The organism is Alphaproteobacteria bacterium LSUCC0396 (assembly GCA_041228345.1).
Lineage (GTDB): Bacteria > Pseudomonadota > Alphaproteobacteria > Puniceispirillales > Puniceispirillaceae > UBA3439.
In genome coordinates this window covers 1,325,575-1,340,721 of the sequence record CP166131.1, presented here as the reverse complement: position 1 = coordinate 1,340,721, position 15,147 = coordinate 1,325,575, and the positions used below count along the sequence as shown (strand labels likewise).

Below are 15,147 nucleotides of genomic sequence, written 5' to 3'. Positions count from 1 at the left end.
ATATTGATAGTTGAGGAAGCCAAAGCCAATGAGCAATATCCTATCTGATCTGATCGCCGCGAAGGGCTGGTGTGTTGCTGATGGTGCGACTGGCACCAATCTGTTTGGGCGTGGCCTTGAAACCGGTTATCCGCCGGAATTATGGTCGGTAGAACGCCCCGATGATATCTTATGGCTGCATAATAGCTTTCTTGAAGCTGGTTCTGACCTGATCTTAACGAACAGTTTTGGCGGTACCTCATTCCGGCTCAAGCTCCATGATTCCCAAAACCGGGTGCATGAATTGAATGTGGCGGCGGCGCAACTCGCACGTCGCGCGGTTGATGCGCATTTTGCCACTACTGGCAAGCGCGCCGTTGTTGCCGGTTCGATCGGCCCAACAGGCGAGCTGTTTGAACCGCTTGGCAGTCTGACCCATGACGCGGCTGTCGCCGGTTTTGCCGAACAGGCCACAGCGCTTGCCGAGGGCGGTGTAGATGTTTTGTGGATCGAAACCATGTCATCTAATGAAGAGGTTGCGGCAGCGATTGAAGCGGCCAAAACCACGGGCCTGCCGATTTGTGCCACGATGACATTTGATACGGCAAGCCGCTCAATGATGGGCGTCATGCCAGCTGATTTTGCCAGTTTCGCCACCGCATCTGGTGCCAGTTTCATTGGCGCCAATTGCGGCATTGGGCTTGCCGAATTGCTGCATTCAGTAGATGGTATTTTGACCCAATCGGGCGATGTACCCGTTGTGGCAAAGGGCAATTGCGGCATTCCAGCCTATGTTGAGGGCGCTATTCATTATCATGGGACGCCGGAATTGATGGCTGATTACGCGCTCTTTGCGCGCGATATGGGCGCCAAGATTATTGGTGGCTGTTGCGGCACCAGCCCGGCGCATGTTGCGGCCATGACAAAGGCGCTTGAAACTACACCGGTGCGCCCGTTTGATGCGGCTGCAATGACTGCCGCGCTTGGCGAAGCGTGGGCCGATGTGAATATCAATAATGCCGGTGGCGACGACCGGCGCGGGCGTCGCGGGCGTCGTCGTTCATCGTAAAACGGATCATGCGCCGATAAAATCGCCGAAATCAGCAATGTTTGATCCGAAAGCTGGTTGCGTCACGGGCGCAATCTTTGCATACTCGCCGCGTTTTTGATGGCTGTTGTTTTGCGGCTGTCGGTCCGGTTGTCGGATATCATTGGCCAGCAATGGTCATTCATAGTGGAGCCTTAACATCATGCACGCCTATCGATCCCACAATTGCGCCGAATTGTCCGAAGCCAATGTTGGCCAGCAGGTCAGATTATCCGGCTGGATTAACCGCAAGCGTGATCATGGGCAGCTGGTCTTTGTCGACCTTCGCGACCATTACGGTCTGACGCAATGTGTTGCGGATGCATCTGACGCAAGTTTTGTGCTGGTTGAGGCAACGCGGCTTGAGTCGGTTGTGACCATTACTGGCACCGTGCTAAAGCGCAGCGACGAGACCATTAATGCCAATTTGCCAACCGGACAAATCGAAGTTCGCATCGAGGCGTTCGAGGTGCAGTCGGCCGCTGACACATTGCCGCTTCAGGTCAATTCAGATGAAGATTCGGGCGAAGAAACGCGACTTCGCTATCGCTATCTTGACCTGCGTCGCAGCCGGCCACATGCCAATATCATGTTGCGGGCAAAAATCATCCAGTCAATTCGGGCGCGGATGGTGGCACAAGGCTTTACCGAGTTTCAAACACCAATTTTGACAGCCTCCTCGCCAGAGGGTGCGCGCGACTTTTTGGTGCCGGCACGTCTGCATCCAGGCAAATTCTATGCATTGCCGCAAGCACCGCAGCAATTTAAACAGCTGATCATGGTCAGTGGCTTTGACCGCTATTTCCAGATTGCGCCTTGTTTCCGTGATGAGGATAGCCGCGCCGACCGTAGCCCGGGCGAGTTTTATCAGCTTGACCTTGAGATGAGCTTTGTCGAACAGCAGGACGTATTTGCCGCGGTCGAGCCGGTCATAAAAGGCGTGTTTGAAGAGTTTTCTGGCAAGATTGTTGATACAGATTTTGTGCATATCCCCTATGCCGACTCGATGCTGAAATATGGCAATGACAAGCCTGATCTGCGGATCCCATTCGAGGTTTGCGACGTGACTGATATTTTCCGTGGATCGGATTTTGCGATTTTCGCCAAGAATATCGAAAAGGGCGCCGTTGTTCGGGCGGTTCCCGGGCCAAAATGTGGCAGCCGTGCAATCGCTGACCGGATGAATAGCTGGGCACAGGGCGAAGGAGCACCCGGTATGGGCTATATTATCTATGGAGAAGGTGAAGCACGTGGGCCTGTGGCAAAAGCGCTTGGTGCTGAAAACGCCGAGGCAATTCGGATTGCCGCCGGTGTTGGCGATGGTGATGCGGTGTTTTTTGCCTGCGCGCCGGCTGATGAAGCGGCAAGCCTCGCTGGACGCGCCCGGGTAAAAATTGGTCAGGATCAGGATTTGATCGACCGCAATTTGTTTCGCTTTGCCTGGATTGTCGATTTTCCAATGTTCGAGGCCGATCCGGTGACCGGCAAAATCGATTTCTCGCATAACCCGTTTTCGATGCCGCAAGGCGGCATGAAAGCGCTGGAAGAACAAGATCCGCTGACCGTTAAAGCATGGCAGTATGACCTTGTTTGTAACGGTGTTGAATTATCGTCAGGGGCGATCCGGAACCATCTTCCAGAGGTGATGTATAAGGCCTTTGAGATTGCCGGTTATCCAAACAGCACAGTTGATGAAAAATTCCCGGCGATGATCAATGCGTTTCGGTTTGGCGCGCCGCCGCATGGCGGTATCGCCCCCGGTATTGACCGTATGGTCATGCTGATTGCCGACGAGCCGAACATCCGCGAGGTGATCTTGTTCCCGATGAACGGCAAAGCCGAAGATCTGATGATGGCAGCACCGTCCGAGGTGGATGAAAGCGCCCTTGCCGAACTGCATATCCGGCGCGTGCCACAGATCAAGAAAAAGGATTAGTGGCGACTAGGCTTGGGCGTTGTCGGGCAGATTGTTTTGGCGATTTAACGCGGGCTTACCGTTGCCATGGATCAGAGCCAGCAAACAACCAAGCAGAACAACTGCGCCAGCCTGATGCATACCGCCAAGCGAGACCGGCACCCCTTGTAACAGGGTGACGATGCCGAGAATAAATTGCAATGATACGGCTGCCAGCACTAGGTTTGCACGGCGTTTCATCTGGCCTTTTCGTGCCTTTAACCCCAGCACAACAACCGCGCCAAAGGTAAGCGCCGCAATCCACCGATGATGGAACTGCGCCGATGCCGGATTGTCAAATGGATCCATAAGGCCATGATCGCCATATTCGACCGGCACCAGCCCGTTACCCATCAAGGGGTAATGATTATAGAGCAGGCCGGCATCCATCCCCGCGACAAGCGCTCCGGCAAGAATTGTCACACCAAGCAAAACCAGACTGGCCAATGCATGACCGGCTGGCCCTTTTGATCGCCCGTCGCGCAGGTCAAATGCAGTCCAGATTAACAGGCTGAAAATCACCAACGCGACGCCAAGATGCGTTGCGAGCCGATATTGTGACACGCTGGCATCTTGAGTCAGGCCGGATTTTACCATCCACCAGCCGACGACCCCTTGAAACCCGCCCAGCAATAACAACAGCCCAAGGCGTAACCCATAGCCGTGCGGGATGCGCCCCATTAGCAGAAAAAACAGGAAAGGCAGGCCAAAGGCCACGCCCAATAGCCGCCCCCAAAGCCGGTGAAAATATTCCCAGAAGAAAATGTTTTTGAAGGCTGCCAGCGTCATGCCGTAATTCAATTGCTGGTATTCAGGCGATTCGCGATAGAGCTGATAAACGCGGTCCCACTCGGTGGTGGTGAGCGGCGGCAAGGTGCCCATCAGTGGCCGCCATTCCACCATCGACAGGCCCGATCCAGTTAGCCGCGTAACCCCGCCAATTACCACCATCATCGCCACGAGCAATGTCATGCCAAACAGCCATTTGGCGACGGTCTGATTGCTCGCGGGGGTGGCGTTGCGTGAAATCCAGCTTGGCGTTTCTACGGTCATTAGACGGGCCTTCTGATATGTGATGTTGACCGACGGCAATAATTGGCGTCGGACGGTTCATGTGAATGTTTCTATAGCAAGGCGCAAGGGGACTGCAAATTGGCGCTTTGCCGCAGGGGCAGTCGCCGAGCAGATTTTTAATTATTTTGATTCCGCTCCCTTGACAAATCATTGCGCATATCCCAATTACCAAAAGCGTCAGTTTGGCACTCTCGGTCGATGAGTGCTAACCGACAGGTAACCGACTTTTTTGGAGGAGAAACTAGGCATGAAATTCAGGCCTCTTCACGACCGCGTTGTTGTACAGCGCATTGAATCAGAACAGAAAACTGCTGGTGGGATTATCATCCCCGACACTGCCAAAGAAAAGCCAATGGAAGGCAAAGTGATTGCCGTTGGCGCTGGTGCGCGTGATGAAACCGGCAAGGTCCAACCGCTTGACGTCAAAGCTGGCGATACCGTTTTATTCGGTAAATGGTCAGGCACCGAAGTCAAGATCGATGGTCAGGAATATTTGATCATGAAGGAATCAGACATCATGGGTGTGATTGAGTAAACCGCCACCGGTTTATCAGAATTCAACCACCCAACAATATAAACAAAGGAAATTGAAACATGGCTGCTAAAGAAGTCAAATTCGGCTCAGACGCCAGAACACGGATGCTTGAAGGCGTTGATATCCTGGCAAATGCCGTAAAGGTAACGCTTGGCCCAAAGGGTCGTAACGTTGTTCTCGAGAAATCATTTGGCGCACCGCGCATCACCAAAGATGGTGTGACTGTTGCTAAAGATATCGAACTGAAAGACAAGTTCCAAAATATGGGCGCACAGATGGTGCGTGAAGTTGCGTCAAAGGCAAATGATGTTGCTGGTGATGGCACAACAACGGCAACTGTGCTGGCACAATGCATCGCTCAGGAAGGCGCAAAAGCTGTTGCATCAGGCATGAATCCGATGGACCTGAAGCGCGGTATCGACATGGCTGTTGAGGCTGTGGTCGAGTCACTGGTCGCACGCTCAAAGAAAATCTCGACATCTGACGAAGTCGCACAGGTTGGCACTATTTCAGCCAATGGCGAAGAAGAAATCGGCAAGATGATCGCTGAAGCTATGGAGCGTGTTGGCAATGAAGGTGTCATCACTGTTGAAGAAGCCAAGAGCCTGGCAACCGAGCTTGATGTTGTTGAGGGCATGCAGTTTGACCGTGGTTATCTGTCACCATATTTTGTCACTGATGCGGAAAAGATGCGGGCAACTCTGGAAGAGCCATACATCCTTCTGCATGAAAAGAAGTTGTCTAACCTCCAGGACATGCTGCCAATTCTGGAAAAGGTTGTTCAGTCTGGTCGTCCATTGCTGATCATTGCCGAAGACATCGAAGGCGAAGCATTGGCAACGCTGGTTGTTAACCGTCTTCGCGGCGGCTTGAAAGTGGCTGCGGTTAAGGCCCCTGGTTTCGGCGATCGCCGTAAGGCTATGCTGGAAGATATCGCAATCCTGACAAACGGCACTGTTGTGTCTGAAGAAGTTGGTATCGCACTTGATAGCCTGACCCTTGATATGCTTGGTAGCGCCAAGCGTGTCGAGATCACCAAGGACGAAACAACCATCGTCGATGGTTCTGGTGCAAAGACCGAAATCGAGGCTCGCTGCAACCAAATTCGTGCGCAGGCTGAAGAATCAACATCAGATTATGACCGTGAAAAGCTGCAGGAGCGTCTTGCCAAACTGGCTGGCGGTGTTGCCGTGATCAAAGTTGGCGGCGCAACCGAAGTTGAAGTAAAAGAGCGCAAGGACCGTGTTGATGATGCGATGCACGCAACACGTGCGGCTGTAGAGGAAGGCATTGTCCCTGGCGGCGGTGTTGCTCTTGTTCGTTCGACCAGTGTTCTTGCCAAGTTGAAACCATCAAACCGTGACCAGGAAGTCGGTATCGACATCATCCGTCGCGCTTTGCTCGCCCCAGCTCGCTACATTGCTCAGAATGCTGGTGCTGAAGGTGCTGTGGTGGTTGGCAAACTGCTGGAAGGCAAAGATGATAATGTCGGTTATGACGCAAAGAACAATGAGTTCACCGACATGATCAAAGCTGGTGTCATCGACCCAACTAAGGTGGTTCGTTCAGCATTGCAGAACGCAGCGTCTGTTGCTGGCCTGCTGATCACCACCGAAGCCATGGTTGCAGAAAAGGCTGAGCCGAAAGATGCCGGCGCTGGTGCCCCTGATATGGGCGGCATGGGCGGCATGGGCGGTATGGGCGGTATGGGCTTCTAAGCCACAGCCTCCATCCCATCACGAAACAATAAAGCCGGAGGGTGTAAGCATTCTCTGGCTTTTCTTATTAGCGTGCCTATCTGTGACTTAGCCAAGAAAATCTTTAGTTTGGGCAATCGCCTCGGCAAGCCCGATACGCTGCACATCCACATCAGGGGGAAAGGCTGTTGTCATGCGGGTTGGCAGGCGGCTATCCAGCATCACAAATACGCCACGATCATCGTTGCGCCGGATCAGGCGGCCGAACGCCTGCCGAAGCTTTAGGCGTGTTTGCCGCTCGGTCCAGGCTTCACGCCCCTGCCATTTTGCCCGGGCGGAAAATAGAATATCACTTCGCGGCCACGGCATCCGGTCAAATACAATCAGCCGTAATGCCGCTCCGGGCACATCAATACCATCGCGCACCGCATCCGTGCCAAGCAGACAGCTTGCCGGGTCTTCGCGGAACATTGCCAGCAGCGTTTGCAGGTTCATTTGATCAATATGCTGGGCATAAAGCGGCAGCCCTGCGGTCTCCAAGCGGCTCGCCAATGCTGGATAAACAGCGCACAGCCGCCGGATTGCTGTAAACAGCCCAAGACCGCCGCCGCCAGCTGCAATCATTAATGCTGCCATCGCGCTTGCGGTGGCTTCGGGGCGGTCACGGTCGAGATCATTGACCACCAGAATGCGGGTTTGATTGGCGTAATCAAATGGCGATGAAAAACTAACCCGCATCGCGGCATGATCCATATGTGCCGCACCTGTCAGGGCAATGGCTGATTGCCAGCCATCATGTGGCGGCTTACCGGCTGGCGCGACGGGCTGGATAGAGTTATCAGCGCTGGATACAGAGTCTGATGATTGCCGCGGAGCGGCATGATCTTGCAAGGTTGCCGATGTGATGGTGACCCCGTGCGCTGTATCAAGAACGCTGTGCGCAAATGGAATTGTCGGATCAAGCCAGTGCCGCGCAAGCCCAACATCACGATCCTGCCCGTCAAGACGGTCAATTTGCATCCAATCAACAAATCCGTCACGCGCACCGCCACCAACATCAGCAAGCATGGTCTGCCATGCGCCAAGCGGGCCACCTGCCCGCAATTCCAATCCGCGGATAGCCCCTTCAATTCGCGCGCGCTGGATGCTGTCCAGTTGATCGGCATTATCATCAAGATATTTGACCAGCCACTTAACCAGCTGCGTCAGGGGCGCCGCAAGTGCCGCTAATGCAGCGGCGAAATCGCGCGCGGCAGCAACAACATTATCCGGTGCCGGATAAAGCTCGCTTTGCAGATCATAAAGACTGTCGGGGTCACTCACCCGAAGATAAATCGCGGCGCGAAGATGCATGAAAAATGTTTCACCAGCACCAAGGGGCTGGGCAGATGATAGCCGATTTTCCCAGCCTTGTCCGGGTAGCGCGCGCGCCGCCTCCAACGCGGCCTCGATATCGGCCAGTGCGCGATCATCACCGGCGACAATATCTTCCAGCCGCCGTTTTAACCCACGGGCGCGCCCGCGCCGTCCATCTTCACCGCCCCGAACCCAATGCCGCAATTCTGCTGCTTCACGTCCGCTTAAATAGGCAGAAAAGGCACTATCGGCAGCATCAAAAACATGATGCCCCTCATCGAACACATAACGCGTTGGTGTGCGCCGGTCATCCTTGCCGGCATAGGCTGCCTGCACCATCACCAACGCATGATTAGTAACAACAATATCAGCACGTTTGGCCCCGCGAATTGATTTTTCGACAAAGCAGCGATTGTAATGCGTGCAGGCTGCATGAATACATTCGCCGCGTCTGTCAGCAAGCCCGATCGTTTGTGCCCGCCCCAGTAAATCCAGCAACCATGCTGGAAAGCTGGCGCCAGTCAGATCACCATCGCGGCTTGCCTCTGCCCAGCGCGCCATTAGCCCCAATGCGGTGGCATTGCGCGGTCGTCCGGGCATCTGCATCAGCGCTTCTTCAAGGTTCAGCAGGCACAGATAATTTTCGCGGCCTTTGCGGATTACCACCTTTGATGCGCGCGTATTGGCGTCGGGATAAAGCCGTGTTAATTCATCGGCGATTTGATGTTGCAGCGTGCGCGTGTAGGTCGAAATCCAGACAGTACCGCCATTTTTTTCGGCCCATAATGTTGCGGGCGCAAGATAACCCAGCGTTTTGCCGGTTCCCGTACCGGCCTCGGCCAGCACCATCGCCGGGGCTGGCCCTGCATCAGGCCGGTCAAAACTGGCGGCGACGGCGGCAGCATAATCCGCCTGCGGTTCGCGTAATTCAGAATTGCTGCCAAGCATTTCAGCAAGGCGCTGACGTGCTGCATCGGGAAGCACTGGCTGGGTGCCGGGTTCGGCTTGAGGGGTATAATCAGTATAATCAGCAAGCCGGTTCCAGATCATCGCAAGGCGGCTGTCGGGTGGGCCTGCTGGCGGCATTGGCAGTCCCAAATGCGCCAGAATATAAGGCCCCCAATTCCAGCCACCAGCGGTCATCATGGTGGCAATCCTGCCGGCTTCCTGGTGGGCGTCATCGGGGGCTGCGGCCAGATCGTCAAGCAGGCGAAAGGCGATTTGCGGCAACAACGCCGCCATGTCCTCACCATTTTGGGGACGTGCCAGGCCTAATTGCTGGGCAAGTCCTGCCGGTGTTGGCAGGGCAAATCGTGCCGGCCGGACAAAGGCAAAAAGTTCCATCACATCTAGGTAATGATCAATTTCGACACCTGCGCGCGCGGCGCTCCAGCGGCGGTGACATAATAGCACCACCCCCAAAGCCAGCTCAGCAGCAAGCGCCGACCGGTTGGGGTGGGTGATTTCGCCATTCTGACTAATCCAGATGAGCTGGGTACCATGCGGATAGAATACCGGCACACCATGAAGATCGGGAAGTGATATGGAATTTGGATCATGCATCACCGTTGTTATAGCTTGCCGCTGCCGGCCATGCCAGCTTTGCGCATCGCTTTGGGCAAACTAAATGCTGGCTTTATTGCCAACCACTTGCAGGTGGTGCTTGCCCCTTGACCTTGATCGCTGCTCGCCCTAGCTTGTCGGCATTTGACGCGGTGCTGCTGGGTTTGAGGTTATCACAGGATGATACGTAGCCAGCGACCTGCCCCATGATGTGAGAAAGCATGATGATGAGTGACCTAATCGCGAAAATGCAAGAGATTGCAACCGATGCCAAGGCGTGGCCCTTTGCCGAAGCTCGTGCCCTTGCTAGCCGTATGGAAAAGCTGGCTAGCTCAAGGGGTAAAAATGGTCAGGGCAGTAAAGATGAAGTGCTGTTTGAAACCGGCTATGGACCATCAGGCTTGCCGCATATTGGCACTTTTGGTGAGGTCGTCCGCACGAGCATGGTACGGCATGCCTATGAAACGCTGACCGGCCAGAAAACCCGTCTGATCTGTTTTTCCGATGATATGGACGGGTTTCGCAAAATACCTGACAATGTGCCCAATCACGACATGCTGGCGGCCTATCTCCATATGCCGCTGACCAAGGTCAAAGATCCGTTTGGGACGGCGCCTTCGTTTGGCCAGCATAATAACCTGCGTTTGCAGGCGTTTCTCGATTCGTTCGGTTTCGATTATGAATTCATGAGTTCGACTGATTGCTATTGTGCCGGCAAATTTGATACCGCCTTGCTGCAGGTTTTGGACCGGTATGACGCCATTATGGATATCATGCTGCCAACTCTTGGGCCCGAACGTCAGGCAACCTACAGCCCGTTTTTCCCGATCTGCCCCGATACCGGTAAAGTGCTGCAGGCCAAGGTCATTGATCGCAATGTCAGCGCTGGCACAATCACCTATATTGACCCCGATAGTGGCGCCGAACGTGAAATCGGCATCACTGGTGGTCAAACCAAATTACAGTGGAAATGTGACTGGGCGATGCGCTGGTTTGCGCTAGGTGTTGATTATGAAATGAGTGGCAAGGATTTGATTGATTCGGTAACCCAGTCGGGCAAGATTACCCGGGCTTTGGGCGGCACCCCGCCAGCCGGCATTTCCTATGAATTATTCCTTGATGTGAATGGCGAAAAAATCTCCAAATCGAAAGGCAATGGCCTGTCGGTTGAAGATTGGTTGCGCTATGGCAGCCCTGAATCGTTGTCGCTGTTTATGTATAGCCAGCCAAAGCGCGCCAAGCGGCTGCATTTTGACGTGATTCCAAAGACGGTTGATGAATATTACCAGCATCTTGGCAAATTGCCCGAACAGAGTGATGCCGAACAGCTGGAAAATCCGCTGTGGCATATTCATAGCGGGGTGCCAAGCCAGACAGGTCTGCCGGTTAGCTTTACCTTGCTGTTAAATTTGGCGGCGGTTTGTCATGCTGAAGATCCGCAAATCGTCTGGGCCTATGTCAGCGATTACGCCAGTGATGTCACCGCGCAAACCCATCCCGAACTGGACCGGATGATTGGCTATGCGGTCAATTATTATCAGGATATGGTGCGTCCTCATAAGGTTTACCGGCTTGCCGATGCGGATGAGGCTGGCCATCTTACCGCGCTGAAATCCCAACTTGCCACGCTGGATGATGATACTGGCGCCGAGGCAATTCAGTCGATTGTATATGCCACTGGCAAGGCGGCAAATTACGAGAATTTACGCGAATGGTTCAAATGTCTTTATGAGGTGCTTCTCGGCCAATCTGAGGGGCCGCGAATGGGCTCTTTCTTTGCGCTTTATGGCCGTGAAAAAAGCATCCAATTGATCGAGGACGCGCTGGCTGGAAAGCTTGTTCAACCGGCGGATCGTGGCTAATGTGGGGGCTGCTGGCAAAAGTGGCAAAATGCCTGCCAGCCGAGGCTGCACATCGGGCAGCAGTTATTACGCTTCATCATAATCTGGGGCCGCGTCCAGCCCCGTTGACAGCCACGGCAAGCCTCAAGGTTTCAGTGGCTGGCCTCGATTTTGCCAATCCGCTGGGGCTGGCGGCAGGCTTTGATAAGAATGCGGCCTGTTTTAACGGCGCAATGCAGCTTGGTTTTGGCCATGTTGAGGTGGGCACTATCACCCCAAAGCCCCAGCCCGGGAATCCAAAACCGCGCGTGTTCCGACTGCCAAAACATAAGGCCGTGATCAATCGCTATGGATTTAATAGCCACGGCATGGAAGCCGCCGCGCAAAATCTGCAACAGATGGCGGCGGCCCGTACAGGTATTTTAGGGGTTAATGTTGGCGCAAATAAAACCAGCCCCGCACCGATTGATGATTACCATCACGCGGTGGCAAGGCTGGCACGCTATGCTGATTATATTACGCTGAATATTTCATCGCCGAATACGCCCGGATTGCGTAATTTGCAGACCAAGCAGCATCTTGCTGATTTGCTGGCGGCAGGGCGTTCCGGGCTTGATGATGCAGGGCTTGATCCGGCGTTGCCAGCCAAGCCAATCTTTTTGAAGATTGCGCCTGATCTTCATCCGGGTGATCTGGCGGCGATTGTTGAAAGCTGTGTCGAGGCTGGTGTCAGCGGTATCATTGCCACGAATACGACGCTGGCGCGGCCTGAATATCTCGATGGTGCCTATGCTGATGAGGTTGGTGGCCTGTCGGGGGCGCCCCTGTTTGAGGCGGCGACAGCGATCCTTGCTGATGTCAGCCGCCTAAGTAACTGGCGGCTTGGGCTGATCGGTGCTGGCGGTGTTGCGCATGGCTGGCAGGCTTATGCAAAAATCCTTGTCGGTGCTGATCTGGTTCAGCTCTACAGCGGCTTGGCCCTAGAAGGGCCGCACTTGCCTGGCCAGATATTGCGCCAGCTTGCCGCGATGATGGATGCTGACGGGGTTGGAGCACCCGACCAGATTAAGGGCCAGATTGCTGATCCTGTTGCTGCCATCAAATATGCGAAAGCCCTTTGTGAAAAGATTTAAGGACGTTGGGTAATAGCGGTGTTGGCGGCAGTTCGGCATCGGGGGCGTTAAACTGGTTGTGCGCCGGTCTGGCTAGCTCTGAGAATTGCCAGTTGTTAGCCCAACTACGAAAATAGATCACAACAACGACCAGTATCGCCGAGGTAAGGTCATACCCCCGACGGCGTTTATCGACCATTTGGCAAAAACTATTAAGGTCGAGATTCTCTCGATCAAGAATTTCGCCAATTGTGTCCCAGATTGCGGCCTCTAAAACAATCGACGTTCGTACGTTCACCAATTTTATGTTTTGTTTGACCTTCACCCTTTTGCGTTCCCTTGCTTTTGATCAGTGACGTGAACGGTGACGCGCACCAATCGCCGCCGCAAACCACGTCAAAGCAATCAACCCGTGGCGTATAGTCTATTTGGATTACTCTATTTGGATTAACCAAAAGGCTTAACAGGGTTGTCCATCCCGCCGAAGCATATCACCTGGCGCATATGATCTGGCGGCCAACGGCTATAGCTGGCTGGGCATGACAAAGCTGGATAGGGCAAAAGCCGGTTTTCGAGCTTGACCTTGACCCCATACTGGCCTATACCCAGCCATCAATTTCTAACGCGGTGCCTTTGTGCCTGCTGATTATGGAGCCTTAGTTATGGCAAAACGTTGTCAAATTTCTGGAAAGACTGTGATGTCTGGCAATAACGTCAGCCATGCGAACAATCGCACGCGCCGTCGTTTCCTGCCGAATCTGCAATCTACCCGTATGCAAAGCGAAATTCTTGGCCGTCAGTTTAGCCTGCGCGTGTCAACAAGCGCTATGCGCACAGTAGAAAAGCATGGTGGCCTTGACGCCTATTTGCTGCAGGCACGCAATGCCGAGTTGGCCGTTGAAGCCCAAGAGCTTAAGCGTGAGATTACCGCAGCACAGGCTAGCGAATAACATTCAGTTTAAATAGCTGGTTAGCCCCGCAAACCTATTGCGGGGTTTTTTTGTCTGAAATTCTGATCTGGGGATATTTGGGTAGCTAAAAATCATTAAGCGTAATCGTTAGGTGCAATCATCAAGCGCAATCAGGCCACGCGGCGACTACGTTTATTGGCATCCTCGTCAAACAGATCGGTCAATTGCCCAACAACGGCGCCGCCAAGCTGATCAACATCGGTGATGGTGACAGCTCGCCGGTAATAGCGGGTAACGTCATGGCCGATGCCAATGGCCAGCAATTCAACTGGCGAGCGTCCTTCAATATAGCCGATGACTTCGCGCAGATGCTTTTCAAGATAGCTGCCGCTATTGACTGATAGGGTCGAATCATCAACCGGCGCCCCATCCGAAATTACCAGCATGATGCGCCGGTCTTCATGGCGGGCCAGCAGCCGGTCATGCGCCCATAGCAGCGCTTCTCCATCAATATTCTCTTTTAGGATGCCCTCACGCAGCATCAGGCCAAGCGATTTGCGCGCCCGCCGCCATGGCACATCGGCTGGCTTGTATATGATATGCCGTAGGTCGTTCAAACGGCCGGGCATTGGTGGCTTGCCGGCCTGTTGCCATAATTCGCGTGATTGACCACCTTTCCACGCACGGGTGGTAAAGCCCAGGATTTCAACCTTTACCCCGCAACGTTCCAGCGTGCGCGCCAGAATATCAGCTGTCACGGCCGCAATGGTAATTGGGCGGCCGCGCATTGATCCTGAATTATCCAGCAGGAGTGTCACCACCGTATCGCGGAATTTTGTGTCTTGTTCTTGCTTGTAAGATAGCGGGCTTAATGGCTGGGTGACCACGCGGTGCAGCTTGGCTGCATCCAGCATGCCCTCTTCTAAATCAAAATCCCATGAGCGATTCTGGTGCGCCATCAATTTCCGCTGCAAACGGTTTGCCAGCTTACCAACGATCGAGGTGACGTTTTCCATATGCCGGTCAAGCATCACGCGAAGCCGGTCAAGTTCCTGCGCATCACAAAGGTCCGTAGCGGCAATCACCTCATCAAACTTTGTTTCAAAAATGCGGTAACCATCAGTTGCCGCACCACTTTTGCTTTGATAGCCCTGCATATCGGAATTGGGAGACTCGCCGTCACTGCTGCCATCATCGGCGCCTTCGGAATCCATCATCTCACCATCTTCGGACGCGCCGGCATCACCAGCATCATCCATTGACTGGCTGTCATTGCCCTCGCTTTGATCTTCGCCAACCGCAGATTGCTCGCCATCCTGTTCGGACTGGCTGTCGCCGCCTTCGTCCTGATCATCTTCATTGTCCGAATCCTGATCCTCATCAGAGGTCGCATCGCCAAGATCAGACTCAAGCGCCCCAATCAGGCGGCGCGATAATTCGGCAAAGGCAGGCTGGTCATCCAGCGACTGGCCAAGCTCGTCAATCAGGTCGCCAGCCCGGCTCTTGACCCAAGGCCGCCATAAATCCATCACCATTGAAAGGTTTTTCGGCGGCGGCGATCCGGTCAGCTCTTCGCGCAGTAACAGCCTTACAACTTCGGCAATGCCGGCATCATCGGCGCTGCCCGGTGCGTCAATCTGCCGGTTTTCATAACGCTGATTTAGCGCGGCATCCAAATTCGCGCCAACACCCTTCATGTGACGCGCGCCAATCGCCTCGACCCGGGCACGTTCAGCCGATTCGAAAATCGCCTTGGCGCCGTCGGGTGCCGGACAATGTTTTTTATGGGTCATCGGGTTGTGATGGGCGAGCCATAGCGCGGCCCCATCCGCGGCCCCGCGAAGGCTGGCCTTTTGCGCAGCGGTGGCGGTTGGCGGTAATGCCGGAAGCCGCACATCATCCTTGCCAACATGAGTATCAGTGCCAGCATAGGTGACCTGATGTTCTTTGCCACCAGCAAGTGCCCGCATCGCTGCGGCGTTTGATTTCAGAAATTGTGCATCCTTGTCAAATGACGACATATACTTTTGTTCCCGTG

Annotated in this window: 11 protein-coding genes; 7 read left to right on the top strand and 4 right to left on the bottom strand. The window is 54.1% G+C overall.

Annotated elements, in window-relative coordinates; genetic code table 11:
* The first annotated feature begins 28 nt into the window (after positions 1-28).
* Positions 29-1,048 carry a betaine--homocysteine S-methyltransferase gene (gene bmt / locus AB8881_06435; GenBank protein ID XDZ62196.1) on the top strand — a complete coding sequence of 340 codons (1,020 nt, stop codon included), beginning with the start codon at positions 29-31 and terminating at the stop codon, positions 1,046-1,048.
* Positions 1,049-1,229: 181 nt separating this feature from the next.
* Complete coding sequence (aspS, locus tag AB8881_06430; protein ID XDZ62195.1) at positions 1,230-3,002, top strand: aspartate--tRNA ligase; 1,773 nt, start codon at positions 1,230-1,232, stop codon at positions 3,000-3,002.
* 6 nt (positions 3,003-3,008) lie between these two features.
* On the opposite strand, the gene AB8881_06425 is transcribed toward aspS, so the two are convergent.
* Positions 3,009-4,073 carry a COX15/CtaA family protein gene (locus tag AB8881_06425; protein ID XDZ62194.1) on the bottom strand — a complete coding sequence of 355 codons (1,065 nt, stop codon included), beginning with the start codon at positions 4,071-4,073 and terminating at the stop codon, positions 3,009-3,011.
* A 268-nt stretch (positions 4,074-4,341) separates the two neighbouring features.
* On the opposite strand from AB8881_06425, the gene groES reads away from it, so the two are divergent.
* Positions 4,342-4,629, top strand: a complete 288-nt coding sequence (groES, locus tag AB8881_06420) for a co-chaperone GroES (protein XDZ62193.1) — start codon at positions 4,342-4,344, stop codon at positions 4,627-4,629.
* A 59-nt stretch (positions 4,630-4,688) separates the two neighbouring features.
* The gene (groL, locus tag AB8881_06415) at positions 4,689-6,347 is read left to right on the top strand and encodes a chaperonin GroEL (protein ID XDZ62192.1); all 1,659 of its coding nucleotides are present in this window, start codon (positions 4,689-4,691) and stop codon (positions 6,345-6,347) included.
* 87 nt (positions 6,348-6,434) lie between these two features.
* Here groL and AB8881_06410 read toward each other — a convergent pair whose 3' ends face one another.
* Positions 6,435-9,245: an ATP-dependent DNA helicase gene (locus AB8881_06410; GenBank protein XDZ62191.1), complete on the bottom strand. Its 2,811-nt coding sequence runs from the start codon at positions 9,243-9,245 to the stop codon at positions 6,435-6,437.
* A gap of 221 nt (positions 9,246-9,466) precedes the next feature.
* On the opposite strand from AB8881_06410, the gene AB8881_06405 reads away from it, so the two are divergent.
* Complete coding sequence (locus tag AB8881_06405) at positions 9,467-11,107, top strand: lysine--tRNA ligase (GenBank protein ID XDZ62190.1); 1,641 nt, start codon at positions 9,467-9,469, stop codon at positions 11,105-11,107.
* Entirely contained in the window at positions 11,107-12,219 is a 1,113-nt protein-coding gene (locus AB8881_06400) for a quinone-dependent dihydroorotate dehydrogenase (GenBank protein ID XDZ62189.1), read from the top strand. Before AB8881_06405 ends, AB8881_06400 begins: the two co-directional genes overlap by 1 nt.
* Here the strand turns inward: AB8881_06400 and AB8881_06395 are convergent.
* Entirely contained in the window at positions 12,185-12,523 is a 339-nt protein-coding gene (locus AB8881_06395) for a ribbon-helix-helix domain-containing protein (protein XDZ62188.1), read from the bottom strand. The genes AB8881_06400 and AB8881_06395 overlap by 35 nt on opposite strands.
* 337 nt (positions 12,524-12,860) lie before the next feature.
* Here AB8881_06395 and rpmB point away from each other — a divergent pair, with 337 nt between their 5' ends.
* A complete protein-coding gene (gene rpmB / locus AB8881_06390; protein XDZ62187.1) occupies positions 12,861-13,148 on the top strand; it encodes a 50S ribosomal protein L28 in 288 nt (95 codons plus the stop codon).
* A 131-nt stretch (positions 13,149-13,279) separates the two neighbouring features.
* Here rpmB and cobT read toward each other — a convergent pair whose 3' ends face one another.
* Positions 13,280-15,130, bottom strand: coding sequence for a cobaltochelatase subunit CobT (cobT, locus tag AB8881_06385; GenBank protein ID XDZ62186.1), 1,851 nt, complete (start codon positions 15,128-15,130; stop codon positions 13,280-13,282).
* Positions 15,131-15,147: the final 17 nt, after the last annotated feature.